The sequence below is a fragment of the Psychrobacter sp. Ps6 genome (genome assembly GCF_022129235.1).
In the GTDB taxonomy this organism is placed as follows: domain Bacteria; phylum Pseudomonadota; class Gammaproteobacteria; order Pseudomonadales; family Moraxellaceae; genus Psychrobacter.
The window spans coordinates 14,704-35,020 of sequence record NZ_JADQAI010000001.1 but is presented as its reverse complement, the minus strand read 5'-3'; the positions used below and the strand labels follow the sequence as shown (position 1 = coordinate 35,020).

At 43.5% G+C, this 20,317-nt stretch carries 21 protein-coding genes and 1 tRNA gene; 5 read left to right on the top strand and 17 right to left on the bottom strand.

Features of this window, described 5'->3' with window-relative positions; translation table 11 throughout:
* Positions 1-255 carry a hypothetical protein gene (locus I3255_RS00160; protein WP_238035805.1) on the top strand — a complete coding sequence of 85 codons (255 nt, stop codon included), beginning with the start codon at positions 1-3 and terminating at the stop codon, positions 253-255.
* 104 nt (positions 256-359) lie between these two features.
* Here the strand turns inward: I3255_RS00160 and I3255_RS00155 are convergent.
* Together I3255_RS00155 and I3255_RS00150 are read right to left on the bottom strand one after the other, a co-directional pair.
* A tRNA-Phe gene (locus I3255_RS00155) sits at positions 360-435 on the bottom strand.
* A gap of 122 nt (positions 436-557) precedes the next feature.
* A complete protein-coding gene (locus tag I3255_RS00150) occupies positions 558-980 on the bottom strand; it encodes a PanM family protein (protein WP_238035803.1) in 423 nt (140 codons plus the stop codon).
* A 386-nt stretch (positions 981-1,366) separates the two neighbouring features.
* Between I3255_RS00150 and hisB the strand changes: the two genes are divergently transcribed.
* The 4 genes from hisB (at position 1,367) to hchA (ending at position 4,682) form a co-directional block, all read left to right on the top strand.
* On the top strand, positions 1,367-2,014 hold the full coding sequence (gene hisB, locus I3255_RS00145) for an imidazoleglycerol-phosphate dehydratase HisB (protein WP_087041717.1): 648 nt from the start codon (positions 1,367-1,369) through the stop codon (positions 2,012-2,014).
* A gap of 172 nt (positions 2,015-2,186) precedes the next feature.
* Positions 2,187-2,822: an imidazole glycerol phosphate synthase subunit HisH gene (gene hisH, locus I3255_RS00140; RefSeq protein ID WP_238036490.1), complete on the top strand. Its 636-nt coding sequence runs from the start codon at positions 2,187-2,189 to the stop codon at positions 2,820-2,822.
* A gap of 172 nt (positions 2,823-2,994) precedes the next feature.
* Positions 2,995-3,384 carry a hypothetical protein gene (locus I3255_RS00135; protein WP_238035801.1) on the top strand — a complete coding sequence of 130 codons (390 nt, stop codon included), beginning with the start codon at positions 2,995-2,997 and terminating at the stop codon, positions 3,382-3,384.
* Between the two features lie 392 nt (positions 3,385-3,776).
* Positions 3,777-4,682, top strand: a complete 906-nt coding sequence (gene hchA / locus I3255_RS00130; protein ID WP_238035799.1) for a glyoxalase III HchA — start codon at positions 3,777-3,779, stop codon at positions 4,680-4,682.
* An 89-nt stretch (positions 4,683-4,771) separates the two neighbouring features.
* Here the strand turns inward: hchA and I3255_RS00125 are convergent, their stop codons facing one another.
* The 15 genes from I3255_RS00125 to I3255_RS00055 all read right to left on the bottom strand — a co-directional run bounded on the left by I3255_RS00125 (position 4,772) and on the right by I3255_RS00055 (position 20,317).
* Entirely contained in the window at positions 4,772-5,074 is a 303-nt protein-coding gene (locus tag I3255_RS00125; RefSeq protein WP_238035796.1) for a hypothetical protein, read from the bottom strand.
* Between the two features lie 14 nt (positions 5,075-5,088).
* On the bottom strand, positions 5,089-6,405 hold the full coding sequence (locus tag I3255_RS00120; RefSeq protein WP_238035794.1) for a valine--pyruvate transaminase: 1,317 nt from the start codon (positions 6,403-6,405) through the stop codon (positions 5,089-5,091).
* 223 nt (positions 6,406-6,628) lie between these two features.
* On the bottom strand, positions 6,629-7,261 hold the full coding sequence (locus tag I3255_RS00115; RefSeq protein ID WP_238035792.1) for a HEPN domain-containing protein: 633 nt from the start codon (positions 7,259-7,261) through the stop codon (positions 6,629-6,631).
* Complete coding sequence (locus tag I3255_RS00110; protein ID WP_238035790.1) at positions 7,254-8,282, bottom strand: ParA family protein; 1,029 nt, start codon at positions 8,280-8,282, stop codon at positions 7,254-7,256. The genes I3255_RS00115 and I3255_RS00110 overlap by 8 nt, the downstream gene beginning before the upstream one ends.
* Positions 8,283-8,379: 97 nt before the next feature.
* Entirely contained in the window at positions 8,380-10,983 is a 2,604-nt protein-coding gene (locus tag I3255_RS00105) for an FtsX-like permease family protein (RefSeq protein ID WP_238035788.1), read from the bottom strand.
* Positions 10,984-11,019: 36 nt separating this feature from the next.
* Positions 11,020-11,688, bottom strand: a complete 669-nt coding sequence (locus I3255_RS00100; RefSeq protein WP_238035786.1) for a hypothetical protein — start codon at positions 11,686-11,688, stop codon at positions 11,020-11,022.
* Between the two features lie 52 nt (positions 11,689-11,740).
* Positions 11,741-12,457 carry an ABC transporter ATP-binding protein gene (locus tag I3255_RS00095; protein WP_238035784.1) on the bottom strand — a complete coding sequence of 239 codons (717 nt, stop codon included), beginning with the start codon at positions 12,455-12,457 and terminating at the stop codon, positions 11,741-11,743.
* A 25-nt stretch (positions 12,458-12,482) separates the two neighbouring features.
* Positions 12,483-13,322 carry an arylesterase gene (locus I3255_RS00090; protein ID WP_238035782.1) on the bottom strand — a complete coding sequence of 280 codons (840 nt, stop codon included), beginning with the start codon at positions 13,320-13,322 and terminating at the stop codon, positions 12,483-12,485.
* 146 nt (positions 13,323-13,468) lie between these two features.
* The gene (locus I3255_RS00085; RefSeq protein WP_238035779.1) at positions 13,469-14,683 is read right to left on the bottom strand and encodes an MFS transporter; all 1,215 of its coding nucleotides are present in this window, start codon (positions 14,681-14,683) and stop codon (positions 13,469-13,471) included.
* Between the two features lie 330 nt (positions 14,684-15,013).
* Complete coding sequence (nqrM, locus tag I3255_RS00080; protein WP_238035777.1) at positions 15,014-15,259, bottom strand: (Na+)-NQR maturation NqrM; 246 nt, start codon at positions 15,257-15,259, stop codon at positions 15,014-15,016.
* 144 nt (positions 15,260-15,403) lie between these two features.
* A complete protein-coding gene (locus I3255_RS00075; protein ID WP_238035775.1) occupies positions 15,404-16,561 on the bottom strand; it encodes an FAD:protein FMN transferase in 1,158 nt (385 codons plus the stop codon).
* A gap of 150 nt (positions 16,562-16,711) precedes the next feature.
* Positions 16,712-17,512, bottom strand: coding sequence for an SDR family NAD(P)-dependent oxidoreductase (locus tag I3255_RS00070; protein WP_238035773.1), 801 nt, complete (start codon positions 17,510-17,512; stop codon positions 16,712-16,714).
* A 167-nt stretch (positions 17,513-17,679) separates the two neighbouring features.
* On the bottom strand, positions 17,680-18,915 hold the full coding sequence (gene nqrF / locus I3255_RS00065) for an NADH:ubiquinone reductase (Na(+)-transporting) subunit F (RefSeq protein ID WP_238035772.1): 1,236 nt from the start codon (positions 18,913-18,915) through the stop codon (positions 17,680-17,682).
* Positions 18,916-19,037: 122 nt separating this feature from the next.
* The gene (nqrE, locus tag I3255_RS00060) at positions 19,038-19,646 is read right to left on the bottom strand and encodes an NADH:ubiquinone reductase (Na(+)-transporting) subunit E (protein ID WP_075107228.1); all 609 of its coding nucleotides are present in this window, start codon (positions 19,644-19,646) and stop codon (positions 19,038-19,040) included.
* The gene (locus I3255_RS00055) at positions 19,646-20,317 is read right to left on the bottom strand and encodes an NADH:ubiquinone reductase (Na(+)-transporting) subunit D (RefSeq protein WP_201602231.1); all 672 of its coding nucleotides are present in this window, start codon (positions 20,315-20,317) and stop codon (positions 19,646-19,648) included. Before I3255_RS00055 ends, nqrE begins: the two co-directional genes overlap by 1 nt.

Genomic DNA, 20,317 nt, shown 5'->3' with positions numbered 1-20,317 from the left:
ATGGCAGCCCATAGCGCTTGGTTCGAAAAGTTGATTCCGCAGGGTGAGACGTATACTGTACGCGCGATAGATCGTGATTTGGCGTTCGTGATTGATGGCTTTATTTATGACGCGCGCACGTCTTGTTTCTTAGCCGTGGGTGATCGCGTGATATTTTTTGAAGGACGTCACGGGATTGATTATCGCGCAACGATCTATGACTTGGATTCACGCGAGCGCTGTCATTTGCTATTACGTGGTCGGCTCTACGAATAAGAGCGACGCATGAATAAAATGGACGCTAAAGAATACGGTAAAATTTAAACATAAAAAAAGCCCCAAACATCACTGTTCGGGGCTTTTTAGAATCTATTAACGAATGGTGGCTCGAGGCAGGATCGAACTGCCGACACACGGATTTTCAATCCGTTGCTCTACCTACTGAGCTATCGAGCCGTCTTCGTTGAGGCGCTATTAAACTAAATATAGGCTCGGCTGTCAAGTGATTTTTGCGTTATATCTCATAAAAGTCGATAAATAATCAAATATTCGCGAAATGAGCCCTATTTACTCTATATTTAGTCTTTTACGCGCAGGAGTTCGTACTCGCTCATGATTCGGTGAATATCAGCATCAGCAGGGACAAATTCACGCACGCCTTTTTTGACCTCACAGTCATAGACCAATTTAATGAATTTGGCATCGATGGCGCGTTTACGGTTCTCTGGATGTACCGTCAGATACTGCAAACGCTTGGCATTGGTCTGCCCATCATCAAAGCAGGCAACCGCAGCAATGGGTTTATCATTGAACATACCGACATAGAGATACTGCCCGCGTTTGAACCCTTGCGCAACGATATCTAATACCTCGGCACCATCAGGCTGCGCGTCATCACTATCGTACAATGCCTGCAAGCGTTCTGACAACTCATTGTCACGGGCAGGTTTTTTGATAAGTGGCGCATCCAAATTATTAATGGCGATCGCTTCTAACGGCATAGCAGTTCCTATAAACAGAGGGGTTTTATGGTCAGACAGCACCATGTCATAGAGAGTAGTGCCATAAAGGTGAGACTGTCAACATTCGCGCCAGTCATGATTGATAATACTGAACACACTATTTTAGCAGAATGACGTAAATTTGTGCGTGGTTTGGTGCTTGGTCGTGGCAGTAAATGTTAGGGTTTGCTATGATGAGGCTAGATAATATGTGGGACACATCAACCCTAATATATTGATATCTTTTGTATATATCATTTTTTCATACATTTTTTGCTGGCGCTGAGGGCAGCGTTAGCGGTGATGTTATGGACAGTAATGGGTACTGTTTTGCCCTATTTATAATTGACCGCTTTTCACTGATAAAAAACCGATAGAGAATAGCCATGACAGCCAATGCAACTGAGCAAAATCAAGCAACAAACCTAAATCTATACGGTCGCCCTGAGCGCATTGCGACCGTTGAGCGTAATACTGCGGAAACCCAGATCACTTGTACCGTCAACCTCGATGGGACGGGTAAAGGTGTGGTAGACACGGGCGTGCCATTTTTGGATCATATGATCGATCAGATCAAGCGTCATGGTTTGTTTGACTTGGATATCAAGTGCAACGGTGACACCTTTATTGATGACCATCATAGCGTCGAAGACACGGGCATCACCCTTGGTCAAGCCTTCAATAAAGCCTTGGGCGACAAAAAAGGCATCCGTCGTTATGGACACTTTTATGCGCCATTAGATGAGTCGTTGACACGCGCTGTGGTGGATTTGTCAGGTCGTCCAGGTCTGCACATGGATATTCCATTTACGCGCTCGCACGTTGGCCGCTTCGATGTTGATCTATTCAGTGAGTTCTTTTATGGCTTCGTCAATCACTCGTGGATGACCGTGCATTTGGACAATCTCAAAGGCAAAAACAGCCATCATCAGATTGAATCAACCTTCAAAGCGTTTGCACGTGCCCTACGTATGGCGTGCGAATATGATGAGCGTGCGCTAAACACCTTGCCATCGACCAAAGAGGCTTTCTAAGGCGCATTTAAGGCTCTTCTACAAGATTACTCAAAAGGGCCAGTTAAGCTTGGCGTACTGGTTTTACAGCCTGCGTTTAACTTCCTTGTAGCAAAACCTTATCTACACCTTAGTAACAGAAAATAGTATACATAGTATAGTAGTCAAAATATTTAAAAACGAGAACCAATTGATGACCAAAGTAGCGCTATTAGATTATGGTATGGGCAATTTGCATTCAGCTGGCAAAGCCTTGTCGGTCGTCGGGGCAGACGTCTCTATCACCAATGACCCAAAAGTCGTGGCAGCAGCAGATAAAATTGTATTCCCTGGTGTCGGCGCGATGCGTGATTGTATCGCTGGTATGCATGAGGCAGGCATTGATGAGGTGATACGCCATGCAGTGTTTAACAAACCCGTGATGGCCATCTGTGTGGGGATGCAAGCGTTGTTTGAGCAATCGGCTGAAAATGGTGGTACAGATTGCCTTGGTATCTTGAACGGCACGGTAGAAGCATTTGATCCTACGTGGAAAGACAAACAAGGCGCAACGATAAAAGTACCACACATGGGCTGGAACACCATTAGTGGTATGGATTTCGACCATCCGCTTTGGCACAGTATCGAGGACAACGCGCATTTTTATTTTGTACATAGCTACTACTGTGCACCTAGCGACCGCAAGCAAGTGGCAGCGGTATGCGACTATGGACAGCCGTTTTGTGCCAGTGTGATTCAAGATAATCTGTTTGCCACCCAGTTCCATCCAGAAAAGAGCCATACCGCTGGCTTGCAACTGCTAAAGAATTTTGTCGAGTGGAATGTGTAGACAGGCAGTAAACGTAAATTGCACACTCGCTTCAGAATAGGGTAGATTATCGCTTGTATAATCTACCCTATTTTATTCTCCACTATTGTCATTCTTAACCATCAATTTTTAGTTATTATTGTTTAGTGATACGCTCAATCATTTTCTGCTCGCTTATATTTGGAATACTCTAGTGGACTTTACCGCCTTTAAAATAAATGTTGTTGAAACAACTGGCCTTGCCAAAGATGCCTTACATATCTATGTCGGGGTTGGCGTTTATCTATTGTGTCTGTTTGTGCTGCGTCCTATCATCAAAAACCACAATATCAGAGCGTTCATCGCGTTGATCGTGGTCACTGGTGTGGCGTTATCAGGTGAGTATCTGGACAATCGCCATATCATCATACCAAAAGGCCTCTTGGCATTAGAAATGGTGGACATAAAGGCCAGTCTGCATGATCTGATGAATACGTGCCTGCTGCCTTATCTGCTCTTTGCGCTGAATAAGTGGACGACTATATTTCACCCGACCAATAGATCTACTTCAATAACCAAACGCCATAAAAAAACGGACTATTAATGAGTCCGTTTTTATTTGTTCGCTTTATTTACAATTATTTGTTTTGCGCTCAATCACAAAGTTCACAAAACACTTCCGCCAATCGCTTTTATACCACGCTTTTGCGTTTGTTCGTCAAGAACAATACTCCTGTAAAAGCATCCACACAATGACTTCTAAAATAGCTTATGCCTAAGTCGGTAGCTATTGCAGCGGTTGTAATTTGACAGATTAAACACGCTCTCTTTACAAAGCTTACGAAATATAAAAAGTCTTGTCTATTTAACCCTTTCTCAGTTTGTTATCTTAAGATAAAAGAGTCGCGGTATCGGCGTATATCCTAAGTATATTGTCTTTAAATATCGCCTGACTCGGTATCCATTCTCCATAATTAATAATAACTAGGAAGCACTATGAATATCCAAGAAATACTAGACAACGCAAAAGAAACGTTAGGGTTGCAAGCACAAGAAGCCGAAGCGGGAGTATATATTCCTTCCAAGTCATCTTTGAAATTGGCGGCCCCAAGTAAAACCAACTACGACAACACAAAGTATGACACGCCGTATACGGGCAATAAAAAAATCCTCATGGTCTGTAGCGAGCAGCAATACATGACTATGGAAAATGGTAAAAAGTTTGATACCGGCAATCATCCTGTTGAGATGATGGTGCCTTTATTGCATTTTAAAAAAGCGGGTTTTGACACGGATATCTTTACGCCAACAGGAGAAACTGTCAAAGTTGAGCAATGGGCGATGCCAAAAGATGATGACGATGTTAAACAAATATACGCTGAGTATCAGTCAAAGCTTGAGAGTCCGAAAAGTATCGCTGACTTTGTCAAAAATGACATGGCCAATAGCGACGATTATGCAGCGATTTTTATTCCAGGTGGTCATGGCGCGATGCTAGGCTTGCCTGAGGACAAGAACCTTGGTGAATTGCTACGCTGGGGCCATGAAAATGACTTGTTTACCTTGGCGATTTGCCATGGACCTGCCGCTTTATTGTCCGCTAACCTAAACGGTTCTGATAAGGCAGATGATAAGTCCGAGCGCGACTTTATCTTTAAAGGTTATGAGATGGTAGCGTTCCCCACTAGTATGGATAAGCAAATGCCAAAAATTGGCTATCTGCCTGGTACGATGCCATGGTACTTTGGTGAAAAGCTTGAAGACCTAGGCGTCACCATTAGCAATAAACTGGCCACCGGTAGCACTCATCAAGACAGAAAACTGATCTCGGGGGATGGACCATTAGCTGCCAATGAGTTTGGTAAACTGAGCGCTACTGAATTACTAAAAGCGCTTAGCTAAAAGGTTGGCAAGCCGTTCACTTGAAATAAATCATTTCATAGCATAAAAAAACGGACTATTAATGAGTCCGTTTTTTTCAAGCGGGTAATCTAATTTGGATAACCTCGAATAGGAGCTATCGGATAAAAAAGAACTAAATTATCCATTTTTCTTCTTCTACATTGATCCAAAAATTCTATTAATGAATCTTCGTTTTTTAAAAATTCATTGAGCTGTTCAAAAGAAATTTCATAATATTCTTCATACTCAACATACCTATGATTTGGCGGACTAACTGGAAAAGATAAGTAATATTTATTGGTAGTGGTTTCTCTACCTAGCGAGTATCTTTTTTCTCTACTGATTTTCAAATTTTCAAATTTGTAACGCATAGAGGCCTCACGCAAAGTCATATTATGAAGCTAACCTACTTCTCATCATACAACTCACGCACTACTTCACCAATCACTCTAATACCATCCGTCAGTGTCTGCTCGTCAGCCGCGATACTCATACGGATACATTCGTGCGCATGCTGATAATCGCTGACATCGACACCGGGGAAGAAGTATTCGCTTGGTACAATAAGCGTGCCTTTTTCTTTTAGGCGCTCGTATAGATCCAGCGTGCTAATCGGCAAGTCTTTAAACCATAACCATAAAAATATCGCGCCTTCAGGCTTATGAATGACCAAAGGATAATCGCCCAAGGCTTCTTTTAATAGCTTTACAGCAAGTTTCGCCTGCTTTTGATAAAACGGCTTTATGTCGTTATCAGATAATTGCTTAATACGATCGTTTTCTACCAATGGCGTGGCAATCGCCGCACCAAAGCGTGTCGGTGCTAGATTGACCACGGCATTCATCGCACTGACCGCTTTGATCACTTCGGCATCAGCCACGATAATACCGGTACGCATACCGGGCAAGCCAATCTTCGATAGGCTAAAGCAGAGAATCGTATTGTTATCCCAGTTCAGATTGACATCAGAGTAGATGATATTGGGGAAGGGCATACCGTAGGCGTTGTCGATAATCAGCGGAATATCATAGCGCCCCGCAATCTCGGCCAAATGCGCCATTTCGTCATCGGTCAGCACGTTGCCCGTCGGGTTGGTCGGACGTGAGCAGCAAATCGCGCCGATACGACCTTCCTTTAGTGCTGGCAAGTTCTCTAACGCCTCAAAATCCACACGATATTTAAAGAAGCCTTCTTCGCCATCATGCGTCACTTCATCAATATGCGGTAATACCGCTGTGAAATGCTGACCTTCCACATGCACATCACTATAGCCGATATACTCAGGGGTCAATGGCAGTAGAATGGATTTGTCGACAGATTGGCTCTGCTCATTTGTGAACGCGCCGCCAAACAGATTAAACAGATAGAAAAACGCATTTTGTGAGCCATTGGTCAGGGCGATGTTTTCTGCCGTGAGATTCCAATCGTAATGACGGTTAAAGAAGCCAACCAACGCATCGATAAAGCCTGCATCCCCTTGCGGATTAGAGTAGTTTGCCATGCTGATAATCGCGCTACTATTGGGCACGCCTGTATCGTTATCAACGCCCAGCGCCTTATAGGTCTCCAAAAATAGCTCATTGACGGCATCAATTTTAGCAGGGTTACCACCGCCCAGCATGTTGACTGGCTGATCGCTTTTTAGCGCGTCGCCCAGATCATCCATCAATTGTGAGATGCCAGTGGGCTGGGTAAATTTTTGACCGAACTTTGAGAATTTCATAAGGCTACCATGCTGTTTGGGAGGGTGTTATAAGTGGATATTTAACCGATAAAGTTGGGCTAGTATAGCAAAAGGTGGGGATGAGGGGAGAGGTGGTTTGAGGGGATAGAGAGCGAGCCAAGACTGAGTTAGGAACATCTTAGGTTAAAAAGCTGAATCTAAATCTATAAATACCGAAAATTTATCTTTAGCTATGCTTTATTAATATTTATGATGCCTTTAGTTATGGCTGTTTAGCTAACGAATATATAGCCTCTCCAAGCTTTGATATAAAATCTATACAATTTTCACAATCTATCTGAAGGATTTGAAGCTTATTCAAATCCTGTGGATTAATATCGGACTCATGTACTATAGAATTACGTCTACTAACAATCAGTTTAAGTTGGGTTTTTATTTCTGATTCTTTCATAGACATATGCTCAGATATCTTAAACCACTTAGAATTATCACTAACAATGTAACTTAAGCCATCTGATATTTTACTAGGGTCTTGGTAAGAAATAAACTTTAGCTTGTCGTAAATTGATTGCTCAAATATACTTAACTTTTCAAATTCAGCCTCTATAGTTGTTGAATTAATATTTGAAATTTTATGATAGATATCCATTTTTAAAGGCTCAGATAAATATTTAGGTGTAGCAATCCTACTACCCTTGAATATTTCTACAATACCTATTCTGACTAAGTCATGAATGAGTTTGTCAAAAGCACTAAGCGAATTGACAATTTGAGCTCTTAAAAGGTCGTCAAAGCATAAAGGCACAGTAACATTATTAGTTAAGTAACTATAAACTGTAGTTAAACTCTTTACATCTTCTATGTTTTTTAAAAAATTTTTATATGAATTATACATGTTCTAATAACTTTTTTATGTCTTTCGAAAGGGATTCAAAATGCTCAAGTAAAGAGTTTCTTTTATTTATCATTGTTTCTAAAACGCTGCCTGTATTATCCATATCCCCATCAAGCAAAGCGAATACTGGCACATGGGCAACATGTGATTTTGGTAAAAGACCTTGAAAATCTGGTATTTCTGCTAAACAATATCCTCTATCTATAATATCCTGGCCATAGAAACCATCTAGAGTCATTCCTGAATTTAACATTGATTGATAAAACTCATTCGATATTTTATTTTTTATCTCAGTAATGTTATTTCTATAAGGTCGAGCAGCTCTACCATTCCTAATATTAAATCGCTGTATCAAACTTCCAAGAAATTTTGGTGTTTCCGTAGGCATAGGGTAAGCAGAGTCTTTAAAAATATCGATAGAAGATTCTTTCCATTGTACCCATTTAGGAAGAATTCTAATTAGAGTATCAATAGCCATAATTGAAAATGGGTCAGGATTGGTTGGTACTATAAATGCATCCGATGATAAAAATAAATTTTGATTTATAGCGCTTAAGCTTGGGTTTAAATCTATAATGGTAACGTCAATATTATATTTTTCCTCAGTTAATTTTAGAAGCTCTGAAAAAGCTCCTGGTAGATTTTGCAAAGTGGCAAGCGCGTTATTAGACGTTTGAGCAAAAGTAAGAGCTGCATCATATTCAGATAGGTTAGCGTGACCAGCTAATAAAAATAAATTATCTGCTCTCTCTGGTGAATAGCATTCTACTGACTGTATAGGCTGTGGCCTACCTAAAAAAGCTGCACTTACTCCATCTTTAATATTTTGCGATTTCGTCGAATCTTCAATGTAATATCTTTCAAAATCATCATTTAATATTAAACTTGTCAGGTTGCACTGAGGATCCGCATCAACTACAAGAACATTCATATCCTTACTAAGTATCCAGCCTAAGTTATATACAGAAGTAGTTTTACTTACTCCACCTTTGTGATTAAATACAGCAATTCTTTTAGACATATTAAACCTTGTTAATTTTTTAAAGTTGTTTAATGTAGCACATTGAAAATGATGGATGTTAAATTTACTACTCAAAATATATTTTTATTTTTCAAAGTTAAATCATCGCCCGTACCCTAGCCATAATCCCACGTCCAATCACCAATCTCACATAGATAATGGCAATGGCAAACAGCAATACGATTAACGCTGCACCGCCAATAGCCAAACTCGTCCACGCCACACTAAACTGTAGATTAAACCATTGCGTGATTGCCGCCCATGCGCCAACACTGGCAATGACCACGGCAAAGGTCGCCGCGCTAATACCAAGCACACCCAACTCTAAAATATTGAGCATATACAGGTCACGCTTTTGCATACCGAGCAGTCTAAATGACGCGCTGTCTTTCATACGATCTTGCGAAGTAGACAGTAGCGAGCTGATCAGCACCATGACGCCAGTGAGTAGGGCAAGCAAAGTAAACACATAGACCAAGCGGCTCATTTGTACCACCAGCTCTTGGATTTGCTTAGCGATAGCCGTGCCATCGATGGTGGTGACCGCAGGGAACTGGCGTACCAGTTTGCCTTGTAGCTCTGGAATCGCATCTTCTGATACGTGCGCAGTAGCAAATTGAATCTGCGGGGCAGCGGACAGCACGGACGGCTCAAACAAGAAATAGAAATACGGGCTTGGGCCACGCTCATAGCGCGTGCGAATACTGGTGATCTGCCCGACGATTTCGATACCTTGAATGTTAAAGCGTACCTGATCGCCCATACCGACATTGAGCATACTGGCGGCAGTGTCCAAGATAGATAAAGGTTTGACTTGCTGATCGGCATCATCGATAGGCGTATACAGCGCATCGTCTGTGAGTGAGTCAACGATGTATTCGGTATCCATCACCGTATCTGCGTAGCTTAAGTTAAACACCCGTGTAGGATCATCAAAGCCATCCTCAGGTTCGATATCTTTTGCAGGTACGTCATTGGCCGTCTCCACACGCGCGCGAATGACGGGATAATAAGTGACGGGCGCATCAATGATCGCATCAATATCGTCATGTTGATCGCTCTGCACATCCAGCAAAAACAAATTGGGCGCATCTTCAGGATAGGCATTGATAAACTGCGCATTGATACTGTGATTGAGTGTCGTGATGAGTGTCAGCACTGCAACCGATAGCGATAAAGTGACAAAGAACAGCGCAGATTGATTGCCTTTACGCGCCAGATTATGAATGGCGATACGCTGCATCCAACTGACCTTGGCATTGCTCGCCAACTTGTTAAGCAGCCACAGCCACCCACGCGCTAGTAGCCAAAATATCGCTACCAGTACGATTAAGCCGCCCAATAACTGCGCGCCTAATGACAGCGACCCCACTTCATAAGCAAAGAAGGCATACAGCCCTGCCAGCACGATGCCATACCACAGTAATGGCGTGCGTCGATACCACGGCAGATTTTGCATCTGCGTGCTTGCTCCTTGATTGAGTAGGGTAGCGGGTTTGGTTGTGTTAAGCGCGCTCAAACCACGCTGCGCAATCAGCAATGTCAGGGCTAAGGCAATGAAGATGGTCTTGATCGCGCTAATTGGATTGATAGATAGACCCACGTCAGCAGGTAAGATAGCCACCAGATACGGCTGGCCAATTTTAAGTAATCCCAGACTAAGGACAATCGCGGCAACACAAGCAATGACAGTCGTGACGATAAGCAATTGATAGTAGCTACGTTTGAGTGAGCCAAGCGGCTCGCCTAATGCCAAACGAATGGCATTATTGGACTGCTGCTTGCTGACGAACGCACTAATGACGCCGTACATGGCGACCGCAGAGAGTAGCAACACCGCGATGACCAGTAGCTTTAAGAACATCAATACATTATCAGAGATACGCGAGACCGAAGTGTCCGCCGAATCAGCATCAGAGAGCTCAATATCAGAATAACTGGTCAGTATGCCTGTGAGCTTTTTGCGCTGCGTGTTTATCAGCTCAGGATCACCTGCCATCTCGATACGGTAATTGATGCGGCTGCGCTGACCGAGTAGATTGGTCGCCTCTAACGCATCTTGTTTCATTAACACGCGTCCGCCAAAACCAAATGTGGTCAGCGGACGGTCAGGCTCTTTGGTCAGTACATCACTGATCGTGAATTGCGCATCACCAATGGTGATACGGTCGCCGATACTGGCTTTGAGTCCGCTGAGGACTTCTGGCGCGACGATCACACTGTCGGATGTCAGCTGATCCCACAGCGGTTGTCCTGAGGCAAGCTCAGCTGTACCGTATAAGGGATAAGACGGTGAGATGGCTTTGACGCTGGCAAGCAAAGTTTGCTCATCGGTGACGAGCATGGCGCTAAACTGATAGTCATACACGGTTTGCGTATCGGGGAGGGTTTCTACTTGTGCCAGTACCTCGCTGGGCCAGTCTTGTTTACTGTTTAAAATCAAATCACCACCAACGAGCGCGCGCTGATTGTCATTGATATAGCGATCGACAGACTGCTGTACCGAGTCGAGGGTCAGGTAGGTTGCAAGTGATAAGGTCAATGTGAGTAGAAATAAGACAGGATAGACCCAGCGCTGCCACCAGCTACGGCTGAGTGCTTGCGAGCCCAAAGTTTGACCGCTAAAAAAACGGCTCCCTTTAGTATCAGTAGCTTGATTATTGATAGCAGTATCGCTTTTTTTGATCGTAGCTTTAGTCATAATTTTTTGCTTAATCGGTAGACGTATTAAGAAATTTTAAAGTGTGTCATCAGGTAACCAAACATAGATAAAGTCGAACAACTCTGCATCTGTCATATCAGTTAATGAATGAACGAATTTTTTATCTTTGACTGTCTTATATACTGCGCTAGCGACTACTTTCTGATAAAGAAGAGGCTTACCTTTTGTTTGTTGCTCAAACCAGTGTTTATTTATTTTGCTAGGTAAATTATAGAACAAAGAAAAATCTAGCTGTTTACTGAGGTGGTTCAACTTTTCATATTTATAAGTATCAAAGTAATATAAATGTCTTAATACCTCATTTTGTAGTGTATTTTGCTCATTCTGTAGTAAGTCTAAAAAACAAAGATACTCATCATCATTTTCCATAAAGTACGTCAAAGGGTATAGAAAATAATTATTTGCTCTCAAATACCCCCTACTTATTGCTTGTAGAGTAAGCTGACTTATCTCGTCTCTGTTGGCATTGATGAAAGGTTTTGAGTAATGCTCTAATATAAAAGAGAGTGCAAAAGTAATGGAATGATCGTTTGAGTCAGCCATCTGTTTTAAATAATAAAGCGCGTTATCTAATTTATAGATCGAAACCAACTGATTGATTGCTTGGCTATAATCTTCGGTTTCAAAAGTGAACTTTCCAGCAAGTAAGTCTTTTGCCACGCTTTCTATCTCAAGAGTTCCCATTGAACTAACCTTATTGAAGTAGAGTATTAAAGACTAAAGAATGAATGCCTATTTATTCTTCAATCCGCCCATCATGCATGGTAATAACGCGATCTGCCATCTCAGCAAGCGCAGGATCGTGAGTCACGACCACCAGTGCCGAGCCAACCTGCTGGCGTAAGTCTAATAACAATTGCATGACTTGATCGGCATTTTGCTCATCCAAGTTACCCGTTGGCTCATCGGCAAAGACAATCTTGGGATGAGAGACCAAAGCTCGTGCCACTGCTGTACGCTGCTGCTCACCACCAGATAGTTGATTGGGTAAGCTGTTACGTCTATGACCCAAATCAACCGCATCTATCAGCTCGTCTACACGTGATGGGTTTGGACGTCTAGCGATATCTAACGGAAAGGCGATATTTTCGGCGACGGTCAATGTTGGGAGTAGATGAAATGACTGAAAGACAAAGCCCATGTCCTGTTGACGAATGACCGCCAACGCATCTTCGTCCAGACTACTGAGCGTTTGACCTGCTAGCGACACTGTACCGCTATCAGGATAGTCTAATGCCGCGAGTAACCCTAGTAAGGTCGATTTACCCGAGCCTGATTTACCCATGATGACCACAAACTCGCCCGCGTTGATATAGATATCTACGTCTTTAATGATAGATAATTTTTGCTCACCGACTTGCACCGTTTTATTTAACTGTGAGGCGGTCAGTAGGGCTTGTGTCTTAGCGTCTGCTTGTGGCGTGAAAGCGACAATCGAAGGTGATGATGTCATTACATAGTCTCGTTAAATGGTCTCGTTAAGTAGTCTCATTTGGCGTATTTTTTGTCGTTTCGGCTTGAACTGTTTCAGTCGTATTCTCTGTATCGGTTGTTTTTAACTCATTTAATTTAGGCTCTAGAATAGGCAAGATATTGTCATTGACGATGATCGTGTAGCCTTCCTTCGTTGGATGAATCGCATCGGCTTGGTTGAGCGCGCGATCACCGCCCACGCCCTCTAAGAAAAACGGAATAAGGGTCACGTTCATGTCTTTCGCGACGCGAGGATAAATGTCTGAGAATGCTGCAACATAGTCACTACCTAAATTGTCATAGATCGACATCCCGCCCAAAATAACGACACTACCATTGTCTTGTAGACGTTTAACCGCCGTACGAATATTGGCTTCAATCGTCGCCACATCGATACCACGTATGGCATCGTTAGCACCAATGGTCAAAATCGTCACATCAGGTTTGGTTTGTAACACCCAATCTAAGCGATTGACCAGCCCCGTGCTGGTTTCACCGCTCAGCCCTGAGTTGATCACCTTGGCGTTGTCGTAGCCCATCTCTTGTAGACGATCTTCTAACTGCGCAGGGTAGTTATCATTTTTATCAACCCCAAGGCCTTCCGTCAGTGAGTCGCCAAGCGCTAAAATAGTGATTGGTGATGAATTGACTTGTTGATCCACGGGCGCTGCGGCCTCCGTGGTTACGGACGCAGCATCGGCTTGATTGTTAGTTATTTCGGTATTCTGTGTGTCAGTCGGCGCTGTAGGTTCGGCATTTTTTTGACAGCCACTGATCGCCATTACGGCTGCGAGTATGACGATAGCAGGCAAACGCTGAGCGAAACGAAAGGGTAAATTCATCATGGGGGTTATGTCCTATATGCAATCAAACCAGTGTAGCAAAAAGTGTAGCAAAATAAGACAGCAACCAATATTGCCCTAAGGTTAATTTAAAGACAGCTTTATTACGCGTTAGAAATCAAAAGCTTATGGAAGTCAAAAGATTGAAATCAAATGTATTTGCCATCGACCATCACTGTACGACTAACGAGCCACGCAATTACCACGTTTGCAATCATGAGTATCAGCATAATAAAAAGCGGCAGACTCCAGCTATCAGTCGATTCATGGAGCCAGCCTGTGCCAAGCGGCCCAAAAAATGCAATCAAATAACCGACGGCTTGCGCCATACCAGACAGCTCACTTGATTGATTGGTGGTATAGGTACGCAGGGAAAACAGCATCATACTCAAGGTAAAAATCGCTGAGCACCCAATTCCCATCATGGCTGACCATAGCCACGCCAAATCCGTGGATAGATAACTGATACCTAATACGCCAATGACATTGAGTACAGCGGCAAACACGGCAAGCGCTTGAATAGGACGACCACGATTGATTAGCCACGTCAGACTCAAAATAGAGATAGGCGCCATAAACTGAAACACAGAACCCATTTGTCCAGCGCTCACAGCAGATAGCCCTTTACTAACCAAAATAGAGGGCAAAAAACTGGCAACGGTATAAAATAGTAATGATTGCAGCCCCATAAAGACAGCAATTTGCCAAGCAAACGTCGTTCGCCACATAGAGATATCAGAGGCATCTTTATCTGTAGATATAACGGGTTGGTGGTTTGATGAGCCCAAACGCACACGCAAAAACAACCAAATCAATAACGCAAAAATACCTAAAATCGTCCAACCACCCAGCGCCCATTGCCAGCCTACTTGCTCAGACAAAGGGAGGACGATGCCTGAGACTATCCCTGCGGTCACCGTCATGGTTAAACTAAACAAACCCGTAATCAGCGGAATATGTTGCGGGGTACGTTGCTTGATGACAGGAGCTGCTAAAGTATTAGCAAAGCCAATGGCTAGAGTCAGCAATAAAGTACCGATCAAAAACCCAGTCCACGTCGGGATAACGGTACGCAAAATCATGCCAGTGGTTAATAGTGCGATCATGGCAATCAGCGTATTCTCAAGCCCGAAGCGTTTGCCAATGGCTGGCGAGATCAGCGCACCAAGGGCAAAACCCAGCATCGGAACAGCGCCCAGCCAGCCAATCTGTATCTCCGAGATATTGAGTGCTTCTTTTACCACTGGCGCGATAGCGCCCAGCGCAACGATAGGGGCACGCATATTGGTCGCTAGCAAAATCATGGCACATAGCACTAACCAAAAGGTGAAACGTGATGAAGGCAGTTTGGATGAGGTAGACATAGCAGCACAACGATAACAGGGAAAAAGGACACGTTATAAAACAGCGCCGAAAAATCGTCGCTTGTAAAACAACACCAAAGATCATTTACTCAGACACGTACCTAAACGGTAATCAATAACGTCAATCAGGACTAAAAATTTGTAGAAGGCAAAACAGATATGTCTGTTGGCCAATTTTTAAATAGAAAATATCTAAATAGAGAGTGTCTAAATAGGAATAATAAGAGATGGCGATATAAAAATAGCGCCAAGTCACTTTTGAATGACTTGACGCTATTATACGAACAGATGTTAGGTAAATACTACCCGCATATGGTAATCAATGAGTTTTTACACAGATTTGCCAAGTTGGGCAGCTCTTAACGCGTTTTCTTGCTGTTCTGCCATCAATGAGTCGCACTTGTTGGGATCATCGCCGCAAAATGAGCACTGCTCATCACCCATCAATTTGGCAACGCCGCCACAAGAGCCTTTAAGCGGCTTTTTTTTGACCATATAACCGATGCCCATAAAAATGAAAAATAGGATAAACACCGTAAAGGTAATGGCAAGCATGGGAAGCAATTGGCTAAGCATAGAGGAAACCTCATTGTCAAAAGTGGGGCAGTTGCTGTTAGTGATAACGATGTACTTTTAATGGCAACTAATTAATAGTATAGCAAATTTTGGTATCGCTCGTTGTGCGTTATCGTATTCTCTTGTTTCAATGCCAGAAACCTACTAGGGCTTTTTGTCAGCACGTAATGCTTGCATTGCTGGTGTCTGTACTACTTGCCAGTCATCGATATTATCATCAGACACGTTATCCGAAGTATTACTCTCAGACCCTTCTGCTTTTACATCGTCAGCCAATACTACAAACATAGCAGCCAAGTTTTGAGCTTTGGCGACATCTAGTGCTTTATGATAAGGCATCGCTGTCAGCGCTGTCGCCCATGCATCAGCTAATGCAACTGAATCAGCTGCTACCGTGACTGAGGGCGCACCGCCCGCAATAGGTTTGCCAGTGGTCGGATCGATGGTATGGCTATAGCGTTTACCATCAAATATGACGGAGTTGCGATAATTTCCAGAGGTTGCCAGATGCATTTGGCTAGCCGTGTTTTTTGGTTGACGAATCGCAGATATCGTTTGGCGCTCGCTGACAGTGCTGCCTTCAATAGGGGCGTCAATCGCAATTTGCCATGGCTGCTGTTGATTGTTAACGCCAGATGTCGAAATTTCACCGCCAATCTCAACCATATAATTGCGGATTTGATAGTCCTCTCTGAGCACGTCAGCGATGACATCAACCCCATACCCTTTGGCAACGGCAGAAAAATCAAGCTCAACGCCGTCTTTCGTTTTAGAAACGGTATTGTCTTCTTTTACGATGCTCTCAAAGTCTACCAGTGCTTTTGCTTGGGCAATCTCGAGCGCTGTAGGCGGGCTCTGTAGACGCTCGACTGTCATAGTGCTGCCAAAACCCCAAGTCTCTACCAAAGGCATAACAGTAGGATCAAACGCACCACCAGATTGCTCGTAGACAATCTTTGACACATCCAGCACTCGACTAAAATCAGCGTCAATGATAATCGGTGTGTTTTTATTCAACCGATTAAATTTAGAGATGGTCGAGTCGCTCTGATAGGTCGACATGCTGTCGTTAATCTGTTTCAAGCGTTCATCAATTGACGCTTGTATGGCAGCTTCGTCTGCATTGTCAGGGAGCTGATAACTGATATGGTAGCTTGTCCCCATCGTTTCACCAGTTAGATAGTTATAATCTGGTGTTTGCTGGCAAGCACTGAGGCTTAGGACGCTGACAAGGCTCATCGTGCCAAACAGCGTATTTTTGATCGTTTTCTTAGAAAGTAAGCAGTACATTGTATTTTTCATAATATCTTCGGTATGACGCAGAAATGAATAGGGTGTAAAACAAGACACGCTTATTTTACACCCCTTGACCCTAGAAATACCAACGATGGCAATGTTCAGTGACAATCTATTGCATGCCAAACTACTGCATACTAACTACTACAGACTAAGTTATTTTACTTGCGACTCGCGTATTAGCTTATAAAGTTTCGGTGGTGACACGCGATTGACTCGTGTTGCCAGTTTTTCTTTACTGCCCGCAACAATGATATATTCCTCACCTTTTGTGAGTGCCTTCACCACTTGCTTTGCAAACTCAGTGGCAGTCAGACCTTTATTGGTTGCCTCATCCATCGTTCCTTGGGCACTGCCATCACCTGTTAATGCATTGATAGAGATATTGGTTTGGATAAATCCTGGGAATATCGTCGCCACTTCTATGCCTTGGTCATATAGCTCAGCACGTAAGCTGTTTGCCCACATATGCAGTGCGGCTTTGGCTGCCCCGTAAGTGCCGCGATATTGTGTACCTAATAAACCTGCGACACTTGATACCATGACGATTTTGCCTCCGCCTTGTGCAATCATGTCTGGTAATACCAGTCTCGTCAGGCGCGTCTGGGCAAAGTAGTCTATCTCCATGATCTGACGCTCGACGTCTTCATCTGTCTCCATGATGAGTGAGCGTTGACTGATACCGGCATTATTGATGAGCCAATCGATTGTTCCTGCCTGAGCTTTGGCATTGTCATAGGCTGCTTTTGCTTGAGCAGCGTCACTAATATCAAACGGAATGACGATATGTTTTTTGGAGTGCTTGCAGCTTTTTTTGACGGCTTCTAGTTTTTCGTTATCACGTCCACTGAGAATAATTCTAGCACCACGCTTGGCAAAGGCAATAGCCAATGCTTGCCCAATACCACTAGAGGCACCAGTAATCCAAATGGTCAGATCTTTGTATTTCGTTTTCATAAGCATCCTTTCTCAGCCTGTAAATAGTCCATAATATAGGATAATAAAGCGGCTCTACCAGTGAGATTTGTAGCCTAAAAACTCAAAACCGCTACTAAACAAACAAAAAAAGAGCCTCAATTGAGACTCTTTTTATATACGCTTTTAAGTTTATCTGGCGGGGTTATTTAACCACCGAAATCATCAAGCATGATGTTTTCGTCTTCTACGCCCAAGCTGTGTAGCATATCGATCACAGCAGCGTTCATCATCGGTGGCCCACACATGTAGTATTCACAGTCTTCTGGGTTTGGATGATCTTTCAGATAGTTTTCGAGCAACACGTTATGGATAAAGCCTGTTGGACCTTCCCAGTTATCTTCTGGTAATGGGTCAGACAGAGCCACATGCCATTCAAAATTGTCAAACTCTTCTTCTAGTTGGTCATAGTCCTCAACGTAGAACATCTCACGAATCGAGCGAGCACCGTACCAGAAACTAATCTTACGATCCGTATTCAAGCGTTTGAGCTGATCAAAAATATGCGAGCGCATCGGGGCCATACCAGCACCACCACCGACAAAGATCATTTCAGCTTCGGTCTTCTTGGCAAAGAATTCACCGTAAGGGCCCGAAACCGTCACTTTGTCGCCAGGGACCAAGCTGAACACCCATGAAGACATTTTGCCTGGCGGAATGCCATCACCACCACGTGGCGGTGGACTTGCGATACGAATGTTGAATTTGATCAGACCTTTCTCTTCAGGGTAGTTAGCCATCGAGTAAGCACGGATAACCGGTTCATCAACTTTTGAGACATAGTTGAAGATACCGAATTTTTCCCAGTCTTCTCTATACTCTTCGTCAATCACAAAGTCTTTATAATGTACTTCATGCGGCGGCGCTTCAAGCTGTACATAACCACCAGCGCGGAAGTTTACTTCTTCGCCTTCTGGAATTTTTAGTACCAGCTCTTTAATGAAAGTCGCAACGTTGTCATTAGAGACAACCTCACATTCCCATTTCTGTACATCAAAGAACTCAGGATCAATCTCAATTTTCATGTCTTGCTTAACAGCCACCTGACAAGCCAAGCGCATGTGATTGCGGATCTCACCTTGAGTAAAATAGCCTTCTTCGGTGGGCAAAATAGAACCACCACCTTCAATAACGCGGCAACGACACTGCGCACAAGTACCACCGCCACCACACGCTGAAGACAAAAAGATGCCTTCGCTAGCTAGCGTTTGCAGTAGTTTACCGCCTGCTGGTGTCACCACGTCATTATCGGGATTATCATTAATATGGATAGTGACATCGCCTGAACTGACCAGTCTTGAGCGCGCCGCCAAAATAATAGCGACGAGGCCCATGATGATCAAGGTAAACATAGCAACGCCACCAATCGCCGTAGCGTAATCCATGGTAGGTATCCTTAATCTATGGGGTAGGGGTGCGAAGACATGTTTTAAGCTGTGTCCGAACCCTTACCGAATAAATGAATTAAATAGATCAAATAGCTAATAGAAGCTTTGAGCTTAGTAGTTTAGATGGACATACCACCGAACGACATAAAGCCGAGCGACATAAGACCAACCGTGAGAAAGGTAATACCAAGACCGCGCAATGGCGCTGGAATGTCTGAGTATTTGAGCTTTTCACGAATACCTGCCAATGCAGTAATAGCAAGTGCCCAACCGAAGCCTGCACCCACACCATAGACGACAGACTCACCAAAGTTATAGTCACGCTCTACCATAAATAGTACACCACCTAAGATGGCACAGTTTACAGTGATCAGTGGTAAGAATACCCCAAGCGCGTTATAAAGACTTGGTACAAACTTGTCTAAGAACATCTCTAGAATCTGTACGGTAGCAGCAATCAAACCGATATAACTGAGCAATCCTAAAAAGCTCAAATCAATATCAGGAAAGCCTGCCCATGCCAGCGCACCATCTTTTAGGATAAACTGGAATAGCAAGTTGTTTAGCGGAACCGTGATGGCCATCACGACAATCACAGCAACCCCTAGACCAATAGCCGTTGAGACTTTTTTGGATACGGCCAAAAACGTACACATACCTAAGAAGTAGGCAAGTGCCATGTTCTCAATAAAGACTGAGGTTATAAATAAACTAATATAATGTCCCATTAGTGACCGCCTCCATGTGCCATGCCTTTAGATTGCGGCTTCATTACAAACTCAGCTTCTTCCACTTGTTCTGGTTTCCAGATACGGACGATTGCGATAAACAAAGCAATAATGAAGAACGCTGATGGTGGCAATAGCAACAGACCGTTTGGTATATACCAACCGCCATCAGTAACTGGCTGTAAGATAGTGATACCAAACCAAGTACCTGCGCCTAACAGCTCACGAATGGTGGCAACGAATAATAAGACCGCTGAGTAACCAAGACCGTTACCAATACCATCTAGAAAGCTTGGAATTGGCGGGTTGCTCATCGCAAATGCTTCAGCACGGCCCATGACGATACAGTTGGTGATGATTAGACCAACAAAAACCGACAGACCTTTACTCACATCATAAGCGACGGCTTTTAATACCTGATCAACCAAGATAACCAAAGATGCAATAATCGTCATCTGTACAATAATACGGATGCTCGATGGAATCTTTTTACGAATGACAGAGATAAAGAAGCTTGAGAACGCCGTCACCAATGTCAATGCCACACACATGACCATGGCATTTGCCATACTCGTTGTGACCGCCAACGCCGAACAGATACCGAGAATCTGTAGACCAATGGGGTTATTGTCAAAAATAGGCGTGGTTAAAATACTTTTAGTATCAGCCAT